The sequence below is a fragment of the Chitinophaga oryzae genome, assembly GCF_012516375.2.
GTDB classification, from domain to species: domain Bacteria; phylum Bacteroidota; class Bacteroidia; order Chitinophagales; family Chitinophagaceae; genus Chitinophaga; species Chitinophaga oryzae.
On the sequence record NZ_CP051204.2, the window covers coordinates 7,918,734 to 7,933,198 of the forward strand.

Annotated in this window: 16 protein-coding genes; 3 read left to right on the forward strand and 13 right to left on the reverse strand. The window is 49.5% G+C overall.

Going from position 1 to position 14,465, the window contains the following annotated elements:
• Positions 1–63 precede the first annotated feature (63 nt).
• The 3 genes from HF324_RS31395 to HF324_RS31405 form a co-directional block, all read right to left on the reverse strand.
• A complete protein-coding gene (locus HF324_RS31395) occupies positions 64–771 on the reverse strand; it encodes a response regulator transcription factor (RefSeq protein ID WP_168807557.1) in 708 nt (235 codons plus the stop codon).
• Positions 772–893: 122 nt separating this feature from the next.
• On the reverse strand, positions 894–1,685 hold the full coding sequence (locus HF324_RS31400) for a DUF3108 domain-containing protein (RefSeq protein ID WP_168807559.1): 792 nt from the start codon (positions 1,683–1,685) through the stop codon (positions 894–896).
• 9 nt (positions 1,686–1,694) lie between these two features.
• Positions 1,695–2,639, reverse strand: a complete 945-nt coding sequence (locus HF324_RS31405; protein WP_168807561.1) for a lysylphosphatidylglycerol synthase domain-containing protein — start codon at positions 2,637–2,639, stop codon at positions 1,695–1,697.
• Between the two features lie 76 nt (positions 2,640–2,715).
• On the opposite strand from HF324_RS31405, the gene ruvC reads away from it, so the two are divergent.
• Together ruvC and HF324_RS31415 are read left to right on the forward strand one after the other, a co-directional pair.
• A complete protein-coding gene (gene ruvC / locus HF324_RS31410) occupies positions 2,716–3,276 on the forward strand; it encodes a crossover junction endodeoxyribonuclease RuvC (RefSeq protein ID WP_168807563.1) in 561 nt (186 codons plus the stop codon).
• Positions 3,277–3,450: 174 nt separating this feature from the next.
• On the forward strand, positions 3,451–4,149 hold the full coding sequence (locus tag HF324_RS31415) for a response regulator transcription factor (RefSeq protein WP_078670371.1): 699 nt from the start codon (positions 3,451–3,453) through the stop codon (positions 4,147–4,149).
• 2 nt (positions 4,150–4,151) lie between these two features.
• Here HF324_RS31415 and HF324_RS31420 read toward each other — a convergent pair whose 3' ends face one another.
• From HF324_RS31420 to rsmA, 4 genes are all read right to left on the reverse strand, one after another.
• Positions 4,152–4,541: an HIT family protein gene (locus HF324_RS31420; RefSeq protein ID WP_168807565.1), complete on the reverse strand. Its 390-nt coding sequence runs from the start codon at positions 4,539–4,541 to the stop codon at positions 4,152–4,154.
• Positions 4,542–4,750: 209 nt separating this feature from the next.
• Entirely contained in the window at positions 4,751–5,224 is a 474-nt protein-coding gene (gene greA / locus HF324_RS31425; protein ID WP_168807566.1) for a transcription elongation factor GreA, read from the reverse strand.
• A gap of 186 nt (positions 5,225–5,410) precedes the next feature.
• Complete coding sequence (locus HF324_RS31430) at positions 5,411–6,340, reverse strand: NAD(P)-dependent oxidoreductase (protein ID WP_168861604.1); 930 nt, start codon at positions 6,338–6,340, stop codon at positions 5,411–5,413.
• Positions 6,337–7,089 carry a 16S rRNA (adenine(1518)-N(6)/adenine(1519)-N(6))-dimethyltransferase RsmA gene (gene rsmA / locus HF324_RS31435; protein ID WP_168807571.1) on the reverse strand — a complete coding sequence of 251 codons (753 nt, stop codon included), beginning with the start codon at positions 7,087–7,089 and terminating at the stop codon, positions 6,337–6,339. Before rsmA ends, HF324_RS31430 begins: the two co-directional genes overlap by 4 nt.
• Positions 7,090–7,155: 66 nt before the next feature.
• Between rsmA and pdxA the strand changes: the two genes are divergently transcribed.
• A complete protein-coding gene (gene pdxA, locus HF324_RS31440; RefSeq protein WP_246269335.1) occupies positions 7,156–8,244 on the forward strand; it encodes a 4-hydroxythreonine-4-phosphate dehydrogenase PdxA in 1,089 nt (362 codons plus the stop codon).
• Between the two features lie 9 nt (positions 8,245–8,253).
• On the opposite strand, the gene HF324_RS31445 is transcribed toward pdxA, so the two are convergent.
• From HF324_RS31445 to HF324_RS31470, 6 genes are all read right to left on the reverse strand, one after another.
• Positions 8,254–8,553, reverse strand: a complete 300-nt coding sequence (locus tag HF324_RS31445; RefSeq protein WP_168807572.1) for a winged helix-turn-helix domain-containing protein — start codon at positions 8,551–8,553, stop codon at positions 8,254–8,256.
• A gap of 199 nt (positions 8,554–8,752) precedes the next feature.
• Positions 8,753–9,400 carry a hypothetical protein gene (locus tag HF324_RS31450; protein ID WP_168807574.1) on the reverse strand — a complete coding sequence of 216 codons (648 nt, stop codon included), beginning with the start codon at positions 9,398–9,400 and terminating at the stop codon, positions 8,753–8,755.
• An 11-nt stretch (positions 9,401–9,411) separates the two neighbouring features.
• On the reverse strand, positions 9,412–11,568 hold the full coding sequence (locus tag HF324_RS31455) for a TonB-dependent receptor (RefSeq protein ID WP_168807577.1): 2,157 nt from the start codon (positions 11,566–11,568) through the stop codon (positions 9,412–9,414).
• 198 nt (positions 11,569–11,766) lie between these two features.
• Entirely contained in the window at positions 11,767–12,015 is a 249-nt protein-coding gene (locus tag HF324_RS31460; protein ID WP_168861605.1) for a hypothetical protein, read from the reverse strand.
• Positions 11,997–13,430 carry a tetratricopeptide repeat protein gene (locus tag HF324_RS31465; RefSeq protein WP_168861606.1) on the reverse strand — a complete coding sequence of 478 codons (1,434 nt, stop codon included), beginning with the start codon at positions 13,428–13,430 and terminating at the stop codon, positions 11,997–11,999. The genes HF324_RS31460 and HF324_RS31465 overlap by 19 nt, the downstream gene beginning before the upstream one ends.
• A 12-nt stretch (positions 13,431–13,442) precedes the next feature.
• On the reverse strand, positions 13,443–14,444 hold the full coding sequence (locus HF324_RS31470) for a PorP/SprF family type IX secretion system membrane protein (RefSeq protein WP_220100649.1): 1,002 nt from the start codon (positions 14,442–14,444) through the stop codon (positions 13,443–13,445).
• Positions 14,445–14,465 lie beyond the last annotated feature (21 nt).

Consider the following 14,465-nt stretch of genomic DNA (forward strand, 5'->3'; position numbering starts at 1 on the left):
ATCAAATTCTTATCAATTGCGACGATCTTCAGGGATCAGAAAAACCAGCAAAAATCGTGGCTATCACGGTGTTTCTTTCACTACCAGCCGGAAGCCGTTACCATGGATGTTCACGATCTCGATGTTCGGATCATCTTTCAGGTATTTGCGGAGTTTGGCGATATATACGTCCATACTGCGGCCGTTGAAGTAGGTATCGCTGCCCCATATCTTTTTCAGGGCCAGTTCCCTTGGCAGGAGGTCGTTTTTGTGTTCGCAGAGCATGTGCAGCAGTTCGTTCTCTTTAGGGGAGAGCGTGTGGCTGTCGCCGTTGTGCGCAAGGGTACGCAGGCGGGAGTTGAAAGCGTAGGAGCCGATCTGGAACTCGTGTTGTTCCTCTTCCTTGCTGTTCAGTTCCTGGTTGCGTTTCAGGATGGCTTTGATCTTGAGCAGCAGCAGTTCGCTGTCGAACGGTTTGGAGATGTAGTCGTCGGCGCCCAGTTTATACCCCTGGATGATATCTTCCTTCATGGTTTTGGCAGAGAGGAAAAACAGGGGAATATCGGGGTCTACGTCCCGGATTTCTTCCGCCAGTTTAAATCCGTCCATATTGGGCATCATAATGTCCAGCAGGCAGATATCGAATTTCTCGCGGCGGAAGGCAGCCAGTGCCAGGATGCCGTCGCGGCATAATTCCACATCGTAGTCATTCAGTTCGAGGTAGTTTTTAAGTACCATGCCCAGGTTGGTATCATCTTCCGCCAGTAATATTTTCGGTTTACGTTCTTCCATAATCATAAAGGGTTGATTATAACAAATATAAAGTTTTTCTACGGCACGTAAGGTCGGTAAAATTTAGACGGGTGCACCCCAAAGAATTGTTAAATCTATTCATTTTCAGGGCGGTAAATATTCTATCGTTGTTTTATCAACGAGGTGAAGGGGTGCCGGAGGTTGCTGTAGTTCACCATGTCTACAATAATGTTGCCTACGGAGATGGGGCTTTCCACCCGCAGTGGCACCTTATTGGCGTCGTCGCTTACCCAGACGGTCATCTTCTCTCCTCCTTCAAAGATGGTGCCTTTGATCAGCAGTGGTTTGAACTTAATGGCCCTGAATTTACCGAAGCGGGTGTTGACTTCTTCCTTGCCGAGGTACCGGATATAGATATTATACACCTGGTCGTCCAGGAACATGGCGAAGGGAATTTTGTCTCCCTCCTGGTACCGGGAGAAGTCGATATTGCGGGCGTAGTAGATGGAGCTGATCACGTCCTGTACGCAGGGGGGCACAGTGAAGGTGCCGTTGGTACTGACCGCCTGATGGGCCGCCTGGTTAAACACCACGTTGTTATAGATTTTATAGCCGCCTTCATTTACATTGCGAAGAAACTTCAGTGGCTGCATGGTAGCGGTGTCCAGCCAGGTTTCGTATTTGTCGCGCACTTTAAAGATCCAGTCGTAAGCGCGGAAGGTGCGGCCATCGCCGGTGATGTGGTACACGTCGCGGTTGGCGAAACGTTCGAGGGCTACGGTAAAAACGGCCTCTCCGGCCCCCACATACATTTTACCGAGGTTATACATCACTTTGAGGGTGATACTTTCTCCGACGTTGAAGCTGGAATTACGGATAGAACAGAAGTCATTTTGCGCATGAGCGGGGGTTACACAGGCAAAGCATAAGAAGATAAGCAGAAGATACCTCATTGCTGGAAGCTATTTGTCCTTAAAAATTTTTACACCGAGGAGCAGCACACTTCCAATCACTGCCGGCAGACAAAGGTTGATTAACCAGATACCCCCCGTGGCTGCTATGATAACGGCTGTATTGGTACTGAGCAGTCCGAGGAAATAGATGCTGACTTTTCCGCGGATTCCAAGTTCTGCGATGGCGATGGTCGGCACCATGGCCATGACAAGGTAGATGACGCTATTCAGCAGGAAAGCCTGCCACCACAAAAACTCCAGTCCCAGCGCGTCCAACAAAATCAAATACTGTGCCGAGAAGACCACGTACCGCAGGGCTGAAAGCAGCAACAGGTAACGTAAATCACCGGCAGAATAGCGCACGATGATCTGTACAAAAACCTTTGCTTTTCGCAGGAACCTGACTTTCTCAAATACAGCCAGAATAATCTGTAGCCGAAAATATAACAATATCGTCAGCACACAAATTACCAGGAGGATACCAAACACAATTTTCTCCCAAAAGTTCGGGGGAAAATAGCTGTTTTCCTTTACCAGCCTAAAGTTATTGAGATAATAGAGCATGCCTATTAACCCAAAAATAACAGTCACGATCAGCTGGCTGAAGCTTCCTACAATAGTGGCGGCAATTGCTTTGAGCTTGTTGTGGTTCTTCAGGTACAGCACCCGGCCACCGTATTCGCCTATACGATTAGGGGTGTTAATGGAAAAGGACACACCGGAAAGAATGGCGCTGAAAGCCCTTCTAAAGGAGATGGGCTCCAGCGGGCGGACCAGCTTCTGCCACTTTTTGGCTTCCAGTCCCCAGTTAAAAAACATCAGTACCAAAACCAGCACTAACCCCACCCAGCCTTTCTCCTGCAGGGTCCTGTTCATGTGCGCGAGCGACTGTTCCAGGTTTTCGCGATGGGTCAACTGGCTGTAAATGGAGTATGCCAGCCATGTAAAAAGCACTGCTCCTAATAAGTAATTGAGAATTATTTTGGTACTTTTGTTCAGATATCAAGATTTTTGCAAAAATATACTGTGGTTGGCAAACAAGGCAAAAATAATTCTAGGCATTGACCCCGGCACCCTGGTTATGGGGTATGGACTTATCCACGTGGAAGGAAAGAAAGCCAGTCTGATGGAGATGGATGTCCTGAAGTTATCCCGGACCAAGGACCATTACGAACGCTTACAACTGATTCACACCCGCGTACATGAATTGATTCAGGAGTTTAAACCAACTTGTTTCGCCATTGAAGCACCCTTCTTCGGGAAGAACGTACAGAGTATGCTGAAGCTCGGCAGAGCACAGGGTGTGGCTATCGCCACCGCCATGCATGCCGGTTTACCCGTAGCGGAGTATTCACCCAAAAAAGTAAAGCAGTCGGTTACCGGTAATGGCAACGCCGACAAGGAGCAGGTGTGGCTGATGCTGCAACGTATTCTCAGTATCGGTGAACGGCCCGATTACTTCGATGCAACGGACGCCCTGGCCGTGGCAGTCTGCCATTTCTACCAGGAAAGCAGTCCACTGGCCGCCGTAAGCAAGGCGAAAGGATGGGAACAGTTTTTGCAAAAACACCCCGAACGGATTTCCAGGTAGCTAAAAGGTTATTTCATAAATTCGTAAAATGTAGTTACTTTGTTTGAAATTGTTCATCCTGAATCAATGGCTAACCCGGCAAGGCCGGAAAATTAGCATCACTATGAAAAATGACCATCATTTGTTAAGCATGAATTGCGCAACAAGCTTTTTATTAATCAGCATCAGGCAAATATGAAAGCAAGAATCCTATTGGTGGAAGATGATGAATATATTGGTGCAGTTACAAAGAAGCGGTTGGAAGAAGCGGGCTACGATGTTGTGCACAGTATAGACGGCCAGGCCGCGTGGGAACAGTTCCAGTTACGCACTTTCGATATTTGTTTGCTCGACGTGGTAATGCCCAAAAAAGACGGCCTCACGCTGGCGCAACAGATCCGCACGGTTAATGACCACATTCCTATTCTCTTCCTGACCTCCAAAAACGAAAAAGAAGACCGTATCGCCGGCCTCCGGACCGGAGCTGATGACTATATCAGCAAGCCTTTCAGCATGCAGGAACTGATCCTGCGTATAGAAGTGTTCCTGAAAAGGACCAGAAGCCAGATCGCCAAAAGAAGCACCACTTTCGCTATCGGCAAACTGATGTTTGACTATGAAGACCTCCGCCTCTACAATGAAACCGGAGAAATCTCCATTTCCCTTACCCAGAAAGAAGCCGAACTGCTCAGATACCTGTGCGAAAACCCCAACAAAACACTGAAAAGGGAAGATATCCTTTCTCATGTATGGGGCAAAGACGACTACTTCCTGGGCCGGAGCATGGATGTTTTTGTGACCAAACTCAGAAAACACTTCAAGTCTGATCCACATGTGAAACTGGAAACACTGCACGGTGTCGGCTTCCGGTTCAATATCCCTGTGAAGTCATAATACTACAGCTGCGCTACTATCTGTTCCTGGATTGCTTTAAATTCTTCCTCTGACAGTTTCAGCTTGCCGCGCGAAAAATCCATGTCCTGCACGGAATTAATCGGGATAAGGTGCATGTGCGCATGAGGCACTTCCAGCCCCACCACACTCACCCCCACCCGGTTGCACGGTACCACCTGCTCAATAGCCCTGGCAATAGGCTTGGCAAATACCAACCACTCCCTCAATAAATCATCCGAGACGTCAAAAAATTTGTCTGTTTCCACTTTGGGAATCACCAGCGTATGCCCTTTCATCAACGGGAAAATGTCCAAAAAGGCATAGAAATGCTCGTTTTCCGCAATTTTGTAACTGGGTATCTCTCCTTTGATGATTTTACTGAAGATTGTCATATTTGTCTATTTTGTTATTTAGTTATTTTGTTATTTACTGATTGCCCCCAGGGCGGATTTCATTTACCAAAATAACGAAATACCAACATTAAAAATCTGCAAACCAGATACCCCAATCACTAAATAACAAAATATCCAAATAACAAAATGAAAAAGGGGCTGCATCGCTGCAACCCCTTCCATATGGTAGAACAGCATCATCCGGGGGATCATACTGATATACTGTCGATCTTAAACCTGATCACACCATTGGGCGCCTGCACGTCCGCCACGTCACCTACCTGCTTACCCAGCAAGCCCTTCCCGATCGGGGAGGTCACGGAGATCTTGCCCGCCTTCAGGTCCGCTTCCGTTTCAGAAACGAGTTGGTAAGTCACGGTTTTCTTGTTGGCCATATTGGTAATGGTCACCTTACATAAAATAGATACTTTGGATGTATCGATGGCATCTGCGCTGACAATACGGGAAGTGGCAATCGCTGCTTCCAGCGTCGCGATTTTAGCCTCGTGTATTCCCTGTGCTTCTTTGGCGGCATCATATTCGGCATTTTCCTTCAAGTCCCCTTTCTCACGTGCCTCAGAAATAGCACGGGCAATCTCAGCACGACCTTTCGTTTTAAGAAGGGTGAGCTCGTTCATCATTTGATCCAGGGTTTCTTTCGTAACGTAGTTTATGCCAGACATAACCTGCTTGTTTTTTTATGGTTATAAGAAAAAAAAATCAACGCCTCCATTTGCACAGAAGCGTTGTTTACGGGTGTTATTGCAAATATAATAAATTCCGGGTAAAGAAAAAAAAACACCCTCCCGAATTAAATCAATTGAAAATCAACAATTTAATTCAGGATACAAGGTCCGGGGACAAGGACCCTACAGGATATTCAGCTTCTCCAGCACGATGCGCGCCATCTTAATGCTCGCCTCGTGGGAATAACCGGCTATATGTGGTGTCACCACTACATTCGGGGCATTCAGCAACCAGTTCAGCTGCTCTTTCTCCACCGGTGTATAGGTGCCCAGTTTTTCATTTTCCAACACATCAAGACAGGCGCCGCCAATGATGCCCTGCTGCAAAGCCGCAATGATATCGGCATTGTTCACCAGCTTGCCCCTGGCAGTATTCATAAACCAGACAGGTTTATTAAATGACTGGAAGAAAGCCATATTGGCAATATGCAGCGTCTCTTCCGTCAGCGGCAGATGCAGGCTCACCACATCGGCATTGGTGAAGATATCGGTCAGGCTGGCCTCTTTTACATCAGCCGTACCGAAGCCTTTCTTGTACTTGTCATACGCCAGTATATTCACATCAAAGCCCTTGAGTTTACGGGCAAAGCTGCTGCCGGTATGACCGTAACCGATAATGCCTACCGTTCTGCCATTGAGCTCATAGCCCCGGTTGCCGTCACGCTCCCAGACACCCTGTCTCAGCTCCAGGTTGCTGCGCAGGATATTGTTGACCAGGCAAAGCAACATGCCCACCGCCTGTTCACCTACTGCGTCCATATTACCTTCAGGGCTGCTGACGCAATGAATGCCCTTGCTTTCAGCATAAGGCACATCTATCAGTTCCATCCCGGAACCCAGCCGGCCTATCCATTGAAGCTGCCGGGCATTGTCGATGATATTTTTATCTACCCGGATGCGGGTGGTGACAATCAGTCCCACACAATCGGCAATAGCACTATGCACCCCGTCGTAAGTAATGGAAGGATCATATACTACCTCAAAGCCTTTGTTGTTCAACTGGTCCGTTAAATATGGATGTACCTTAGCGGTAATTAATACTTTTCTGCTCATATCATCTTATGGGATAATGCTGCAAATTCAGCAACAGTCAATTCTTCAGCCCTCTTCGTGAAAATCGGGTCCTGCAAAGTTTCCTTGTCGAACAAGGGCTTCAGCGGATTACGGAGTTGTTTCCGGCGCTGGTTGAACGCTGTTTTCACCAGCACGGTGAACTTCCGTTCGGAAGCAATGTCCGCCGGCTGCTCCAGCCGGGTGAGCCGGATCACGGCCGATTTCACCTTCGGCGGCGGATTAAAACAGTTCTCATGCACCTCAAAAAGATACTCTACCTTATAAAAGGCCTGCAACAGCACGCTCAGGATGCCATACTCCTTGCTTTTATGGGCGGAAGCTATCCGCACAGCCACCTCTTTCTGGAACATACCTACAGCCACGTCCACATGCGCCCGCCACTCCAGCAGCCGGAACATGATCTGTGTAGAAATGTTGTACGGGAAATTACCGATGATCCGGAACTGGCCTTCAAAAGGCAGGGCGGTATCGAGAATACTTTCGTTTATCAGCTTGCCCTGAATGGCAGGATACGTTTTCTCCAGGTATTCCACCTTCTCCTTGTCCAGCTCCACCGCCTTGAAATCAATGCCCGGCAGCTGCAACAGGTATTTGGTGATGGCCCCGCCGCCAGGACCCACTTCCAGCACTTGCTGGCCTTCTATTACAGGTAAGGACTCCACAATCTTCCTGCACATGTTCTCATCTGTGAGGAAATGCTGGCCCAGTGATTTTTTTAATGTATACATGCGTGGCTGCAAAGATAAGCCTGTTTCTGCCAAAGGCGTAATATTTCTCCCGCAAACTGGCTATATTTGCCTTTCATTGGAGGCAATATCAGTATGAGCAATACACAGACCAACAAACCGGTTATCGGCATCACCATCGGTGATATCAACAGCATTGGCGCAGAAATCATCATCAAAACCTTTCTGGACAACAGGATGATGGAGTTTTGCACGCCGGTGATCTTCGCATCTAATAAAACCATCAACTTCTACCGGAAGCTGATGAATGAAAATAACTTCAACTACCAGTCTATAAAGGATTTCACCCGGTTGAACCACAAACAGGTGAATGTATACAACTGCTGGGAAGAAGAGGTGCAGATCACACCGGGCGTACTCAATGAGGCTGGTGGCAAATACGCCGCCCGTGCCCTGGAAGTAGCCATCCAATGCCTGAAAGACGGTCATGTGCAGGGCCTGGTCACTGCCCCCATCCATAAAAACAACATACAAAGCCAGCAATTCAATTATACCGGTCATACGCCCTACCTGAAGGCGGCCTTCAATGCCAAAGACGTACTGATGTTTATGACCGCCGACAATATGCGCGTTGGCCTCCTCACCGAGCATGTGCCCATTGCGGAAGTCTCCAAATTTGTAACAAAAGAAAATATCCTCGCCAAGCTGCAGCTGATGAGAGAAAGCCTGATAAAGGATTTTGGCATCGATAAACCACGCATCGCGGTATTGGGCCTCAACCCCCATGCAGGCGACGAGGGACTGATCGGCAGAGAAGAAATTGAACAGATCGCACCGGCCATCCGGCACGCCAAAGGCAATGGCATCCTTTGCTTCGGCCCGTACAGTGCGGACGCGTTCTTTGCACGGGAAATGTTCACACAGTTTGACGGCGTACTGGCCATGTACCACGACCAGGGCCTGATACCCTTTAAATCCCTCGCCAGCGGCGAAGGCATCAACTATACGGCAGGCCTCAATATTGTCCGTACTTCCCCGGACCATGGCACCGCCTTCGATATCGCCGGTAAAAACCTGGCTGATCCCAACTCTTTCAGACAGGCCATTTTCACCTGCCTCGATATCATCGAACAACGGGAACGTTACGCGGAAAACACCCGCAACCCGCTGAAGAAAACAGAACTGGCCTCCGAATAGTACCGCCGGTTACTTCGATTTGCCCACTTTCAGGTAAGCCTGAATGGCATGCACATAATCTTCAAAAGCTTTTTTGCCCGCAGGCGTGATCTTACACAGCGTCTGCGGATAATTGTCCCTGAACTGCTTCACCACTTCTATGTAAGCAGCCTCCCGCAACTTATTGATCTGTACACTCAGATTACCCGCTGTCGCATTCGTTCTCTCCTTCAGCAGCGTAAACTCCGCCTCCTTTTCACTCAACAACACATTCATGATCGCAAGGCGCAACTGTGAATGTAAAACAGGGTCCAGATCTTTAAAGTCCATACTATTTATATATTTTATTATTTAAGCATTTGATTATTTGATTTACGGATTTTGGGATTTTGGGACTTTTTGATGTTGATGTTGATGTTTTTTGTTGAGATTTGGGTGATGTTTTTGTTCGCACAGGTCTTCCAAAAAATTCCAAAATCCCAAAATCCGTAAATCAATAATAAAATTTCAAAATAACCAAATAGCCAAATTACTGCGCTTTTGTCAGCAGTTCTTTTGCATAAGGCTCTCCCCAGTGAGGAGCAATAGCGCTTTCGGGTTTAAAGGCGGCATATTTCTGCAAGGCTGTTTCCAGCATTGTTTTCGCCTTTGATTTACTGCCGCCGAATTGTTCCGGGGTAAACAGGAGCGACTGGCCCAGCAACAGGTATACGCGCGGGTTTTCTGCGTTGTAGGATTTTGCCAGCTCGATCTGTTGACCGGCTTCCATACCATACTTCATTCCTCTGCTGGCAGGGTCCACCATCAGTCGCGCTGAAGCCACCAGGGAACGGATACACGCCACCTCGGAGTTCTTCGGATTTAAAGTTTCTGCTTTGTCCAGATTGGCGGCAGCTTTGTCTGCCAGTTCATCAATCTTGCCTTTATCCTGACCCACAAAGCAGGACATTACCTGGCAATAGGCAGCATAGTAATACGGCAGCCACTGCGTTTTTTCCGCTTCGGCAATACGTTCAAAAGTATTGGTTTTAGCTACCAGCGCGTCGGGCGCAAATGTGCCGCTGCTGTCCAGATCAGCTACCTGTTTGGACATAGCGTCCTGATATTGCGCGGATTGCGCTGCAGCGACCGTTGCCAGTCCGCCAATCATAAAAAGGGAAAGGAGTAAACGTTTCATATGTGTGTGAATTATAAGTTATTAATAACGTCCTGTCTTCTGTCAATACCGAAGTTCATGAACATTCCCAGGAAAATAAACCGTGGCACGCTGGGCGTGATTTCTCCGCGGCGCAATCCATCGGAGGAATAACGGTAACCGAATACCTGTTTATTGCCCGGTGCATTGCTCACACTCAGGACAAAAATGGTGAAAGCTTTGCGGATGGTCGTCAGATAGCTGGCGCTTACACCAAGCGCGTGATAGTCCATGGTTCTCTCCGACATGAATTTATCCGCCGGCAGGTTCGGATTGTAATACGGGCGGCCGGTGGCGAAAGTATACGTCAGCCCGAGATTGGTGCTCAGCTTCGGGAAAAAATGCTTGTATACCAGGCTGGCCGTATGCGTGGCGGCAAAATCGGGCTGCACTTCTCTGGGATAGTTCAGGTAGTCGCGTTTGGTATCCAGCCAGGAATAGGAGATCCAGTAATCTACGTTTTTAATGCTCTTCCGGTCGCGCCAGAACAACTCTATGCCTTTCGCATAGCCTTTGCCGTTATTGCTATAATAGGGCGCCGTTTTCACGAGATCTGCATACTGCTTGTAAAACACCTCTGTACGGAAAGTATAATCGGAGGCCACCCGTTGATAGCTGGCGATGTAATGGGTAGCTTTCATATAGCCAAGGCCGTGGTCGAAACGGATATACTGCGGCTCCGGTTTCTGGTAATAATCACCGTAGGCCACGGAGAACTGGCTGTAGTTGTCCACTTTATAAGCCAGCGATACACGGGGCGCTACGTTCATCCTGGCCAGCACAGAAGAATATTCCGCTCTGCCGCCTACGCGGCCTACGAAGCTGGGCGTGAAATAAATGTCCCCTTCCGCAAAGGCCGCCGTATAGTTGTCAGCGTAGTTGAAAGGCCGCTGGTTCACAGTGAACAGTTCAGTGGCATACTGGTATTCTCCGCCGAAACGGACAGCGGAGAACTGGCCGATGTTGCGGGTCAGCATCACGCGGGACTGGCTGAGTGAGGAGCGGAGCCGGATATCTGCCGGTGTCTGGCCTTTACCCAGCGTGTCTGTTACAATGTTGTCCCGGTTGTTGCTGAAAGAGACGCCCACATATATCCGCCAGTCTTTGCCAAGGCTTTCGCGCCATGTCATGTTCGTATAGATGTTACCGTTACGGACCTGATAGGACTCCCTGTCTCCGGGGTATTCAATGCTGGGAGAACTAAAGCCTATCTTGCTCCAGTTGCCGTAGCCGTAGAACTTCAGCAGACCGGTAGCCGAAGTTTTTCTTCTGAAATTCAGGGAAGTGCCAATGATTTCAGGCCCCAGCTCAGGCGTTTGTTTGGGTTTCACCACCTGAAAATAAGGTGCGAGATTGGTGTAATCGCCTTCTACGCCCCAGGAAGATTTTTTATCCCTGGAGAGGTTTTCCACGCCTGCGCTGGCGCCGATGACCGACAGGCCTACACTGGAAGAAGATCGCTGCGGCAGGTCGGTAGATTCCAGTACCAGTGCGGAAGACAACGCCTGGCCATATTGCGCGGAATATCCGCCGCTGCTGAAGGTGGTGCCTTTAAAGAGGAATGGCGAAAAACGGCCCCGGCCGGGCATATCCGGCAGCGAGGAAGAAAAGGGGTTGCGTACCAGCATACCGTCTATTAACGTCTGCGTTTCGTATCCCGTGCCGCCGCGCACGAACAGGCCTTCGCGGTCGTTGGTCTGTTGCGCGCCGGGCAACGTCTTGATAGCGTTCACAATATCTGCGCCGGCGCCGGCGGTGGTCACAATATCGAGCGGTTTCAGCACGGTGCCTTTTTTGTCGTCGCTGGCTTCAAAGCTGCCGGCAGAAATAGTCACCACGCGCAACGCATTGGCGGCGCTCTTCAGCACGATAGACAGCTGCTCGCCGTTCTCTGTCGTGATTTTAATTTCCATTGGCTGATAGCCGCTCAGCGTGGCAGCCAGGATACGTTCGCCCGCTTCGGCGGTAGTAAAGGAAAAGCTGCCGTCGGCTTTACTGGTGGCGCCGTCATAAGCGCCTTTGATGTACACGTTGACACCGGACAACGGACGTTTCCTGTTGTCTGTTACTTTCCCGCTGATTTTGTGCTGTGCCAGCAATATCGCAGGTGAAAAAAGTAAAAGGGATAGATAAAGGTTGATCCTGAACATTTTTTTGGAGTTAGGCGAACCGAAGATAAACTAGTTTATATTGTAAACAAAATTATCTCAAAATAATTTTGTAATTATTTGATTATCAATTAAAACTAAAATAAAAGCCTGCACAAAGTCCTTCCGGATATTTTATGCAGGCAATGCAGACGATATATAGTTGGGGGCATTATACATAATGCACCTATGGCGGCACCCTTACTTCTTCCGTTTCTTTTTAGGTGGATGCCCGTGTCCTTTGGAAGGATACGGCGGCGTTTCTTTCACAGCCGGCGGCGCAGGACAAATGGACTTACTGACCGGCGTATTCTCATTCATATTTTTAGTATCAAACTCCACACTTTCTACATGATCGGGGTAATATACGCGGATAACATATGCTGCATCCGGTTCCAGTTTCGCTTCTATTTTCTCCGAAGGCGGCATAATCATGTAACACCATCCCATCCCCTGGTTTTGTTGTACAGATAAACGCAGGTAGCGGTACGCGCGCAGATATCAACGGTGAAGGGTATACGCAACAACGGCACCGGCAACGGCTGCAGTTCCGGCAGCGCAGGCGGCAGGTTAAAGCTGTAAATATCATCGCCGCCGCGGCCGCCGGGCCTGTTGGAAGAGATAAACCCTTCCCGGCTGGTTTGCGGCACATAACAGAAGTCATCTGTGCTGGAATTAAAGGGAGGCAGCAGGTTTACCGGCGTGGTCCACGCCGCCCTGTTGCCGCTGGCGGCAAATACGTCGTACCCGCCCAAACCGGCTTTGCCTTTGCTGGCATAATACAACCTATCGCCGGCCCCTGTTACGGGAAACGCCTCATCGTCGGCAGTATTCAGTTCCGGGCCGCCGTTCTGTGGTTTTCCCCAGCTGTTGTCTGCTTGTTTTTCACAATACCAGATGTCGGTCCCTCCGCTGCCGCCGGGCATATCCGAAGCGACATACAGGATATTGCCCCCTTCATTCAGGGCGGCATGTCCTATCGAGTAGTCGTTGCTGTTATAGGGAAATGGCACCGGCGCCTGCCACTGATCGTTCTGCCTTACAAACACCAGCAGCTTCAGATGCCGCGTGCCATACACCGGTCTTTCCTTTTTATCGTAAGGTATGCGGCGCGCAGGATCAGTAACGGTTACATAAGCGGTATCGCCGCCGGGGGTAAAACAAACCGGCCCTACGTGGTAAGGATAGTTATTGATCACCGATGAAAAATCTTTCACATAACCGATGCCCGACTGCCCGGCTTCCGCTTCATACAACTTGCCGTACCCCGCATTATTGCGGCCATAGCGGCGGCGGGTCCCTTTGATGTACCATACATTTCTGCGCACGCTGTCAGACACCAAAACGACATGATTGCCGTGCCAGGTGGCACCCCAGTCATTTTTACCGGTGTTGACGCCGGTTTCGTTTTTCAGGTTCACCGCCCCCGGAAGCCCTTGCCACCTCGCCGCAGAATCACAACCGGCGATGCGGGAGGCAACCCGCTGCTGGTCCGGGTACTGACTGTATTGTTGTCTGGCTTCATCGTAGCGGCCAAGGCTCTTCAGCATATCGCCGTAATGCAGGCGGTCTTCCGGCGTAGCGGTATTGTCCTGCAACAGCTGGGCGTACCAGTAGGCGGCTTTCTCATACTGGTTATACAACCGGTAGGAAGTGGCCAGCCGCTCCTTTATTTCAGCTGCATGTTTGCGGCCTTCCCGGGTACGTAACAACCTCTCGTATAGTCCTGCCGCCTGTGCATACTCCTCCCTGCGGAAACGGATATCCGCTGTTTTGCTGATAGATGGCTGTTCCTGGGCAACGGCCGCCAGGGTGGAGCAAAACAGTATGCCGGTGGTAAAATAATGGATCATTGTTTTTCTCATGCCTGCAATATTTTAAAAGTACCTTGGGCTACGGGTGCGGGATTCATATTTTTTACTGTTAAACAGGAAGCCTACAGAGATTTCATGTGATCCCTGCTGATAGCTGGCCATTTTGCTGACCGTAATATCGTAGGCATAACCAATGCGTAATTGCGGCGTGGCATAAAACTCTACCAGTACGCTGGCAGCGTCCAGCTGCTCCAGGTCTTTGGATAACGCCGGTTTGTTCCACAGTTTCACGCCTGTACGATAAGATCCGCCTACCCATAACCGGTCGGCGATCAACAGGAACGCATTCAGGTCTACATTGGTCGGTCCTTTAAAATCCTCTTTCACCATCAGGGAGGGTTTCAGCTTGAGATTTTCGGACAGGTTGAGCATATAACCGGCAGTCAGGTAAAGGTGCTGTGTTTTTTTCAGCGTATTGTAATTGTATCCGCCCCAGTAGTAGTTGATGTTTGCGGAATAGAGCGAGAACAGGTCCATTACAGATACGCCGGCGTAAAACTTAGGCGTGTAGTAATATACGCCGAAACGCGCATCCGGCACTATTTTGGAAGTTTTCCCCAGCGGAATGGCCTGGTCCAGGTCGTCCACATATTTTAAGGCGGTGCCATCTATGCTGTACTGGGTGATACCACCGCCGATGCCGATACACAGGCGCCGGGTGTCTTCCGGGTCCAGCGGAATACGGTAGGAGTAAAACCCGTAGGCCGAAAGGTTTTCCTGCGGCCCCAGTTTGTCCAGCATCACCTGCGCGCCTACCCCTACCCTTTCATCCCTGGCATTGGTAAGACCATCTATAGAGATGCCTGCCGTGGTGGGCGCCCCGGGGAAGTCCACCCACTGATGGCGGTATATCGCATTCAGATACCAATCCTGTTTGTATCCTGCATAGGCAGGGTTTACGCTCAGGCCATTGAACACATACTGGCTGAACTGCACATTTTGCTGGGCAGTGGCTGTCAGTAGCCCGATGCAGCCGCATACAAGTAATAAAAATCGCTTTGTCATATGTGTGGACCGGTTTTTTAG

Bases quoted from the DNA above. Each gene is read 5' to 3' on its own strand.
- HF324_RS31395 (WP_168807557.1), bottom strand. From the start codon at position 771: ATGGAAGAACGTAAACCGAAAATATTACTGGCGGAAGATGATACCAAC.
- HF324_RS31400 (WP_168807559.1), bottom strand. From the start codon at position 1,685: ATGAGGTATCTTCTGCTTATCTTCTTATGCTTTGCCTGTGTAACCCCC.
- HF324_RS31415 (WP_078670371.1), top strand. From the start codon at position 3,451: ATGAAAGCAAGAATCCTATTGGTGGAAGATGATGAATATATTGGTGCA.
- HF324_RS31420 (WP_168807565.1), bottom strand. From the start codon at position 4,541: ATGACAATCTTCAGTAAAATCATCAAAGGAGAGATACCCAGTTACAAA.
- greA (WP_168807566.1), bottom strand. From the start codon at position 5,224: ATGTCTGGCATAAACTACGTTACGAAAGAAACCCTGGATCAAATGATG.
- HF324_RS31430 (WP_168861604.1), bottom strand. From the start codon at position 6,340: ATGAGCAGAAAAGTATTAATTACCGCTAAGGTACATCCATATTTAACG.
- rsmA (WP_168807571.1), bottom strand. From the start codon at position 7,089: ATGTATACATTAAAAAAATCACTGGGCCAGCATTTCCTCACAGATGAG.
- HF324_RS31445 (WP_168807572.1), bottom strand. From the start codon at position 8,553: ATGGACTTTAAAGATCTGGACCCTGTTTTACATTCACAGTTGCGCCTT.
- HF324_RS31450 (WP_168807574.1), bottom strand. From the start codon at position 9,400: ATGAAACGTTTACTCCTTTCCCTTTTTATGATTGGCGGACTGGCAACG.
- HF324_RS31455 (WP_168807577.1), bottom strand. From the start codon at position 11,568: ATGTTCAGGATCAACCTTTATCTATCCCTTTTACTTTTTTCACCTGCG.
- HF324_RS31460 (WP_168861605.1), bottom strand. From the start codon at position 12,015: ATGGGATGGTGTTACATGATTATGCCGCCTTCGGAGAAAATAGAAGCG.
- HF324_RS31465 (WP_168861606.1), bottom strand. From the start codon at position 13,430: ATGAGAAAAACAATGATCCATTATTTTACCACCGGCATACTGTTTTGC.
- HF324_RS31470 (WP_220100649.1), bottom strand. From the start codon at position 14,444: ATGACAAAGCGATTTTTATTACTTGTATGCGGCTGCATCGGGCTACTG.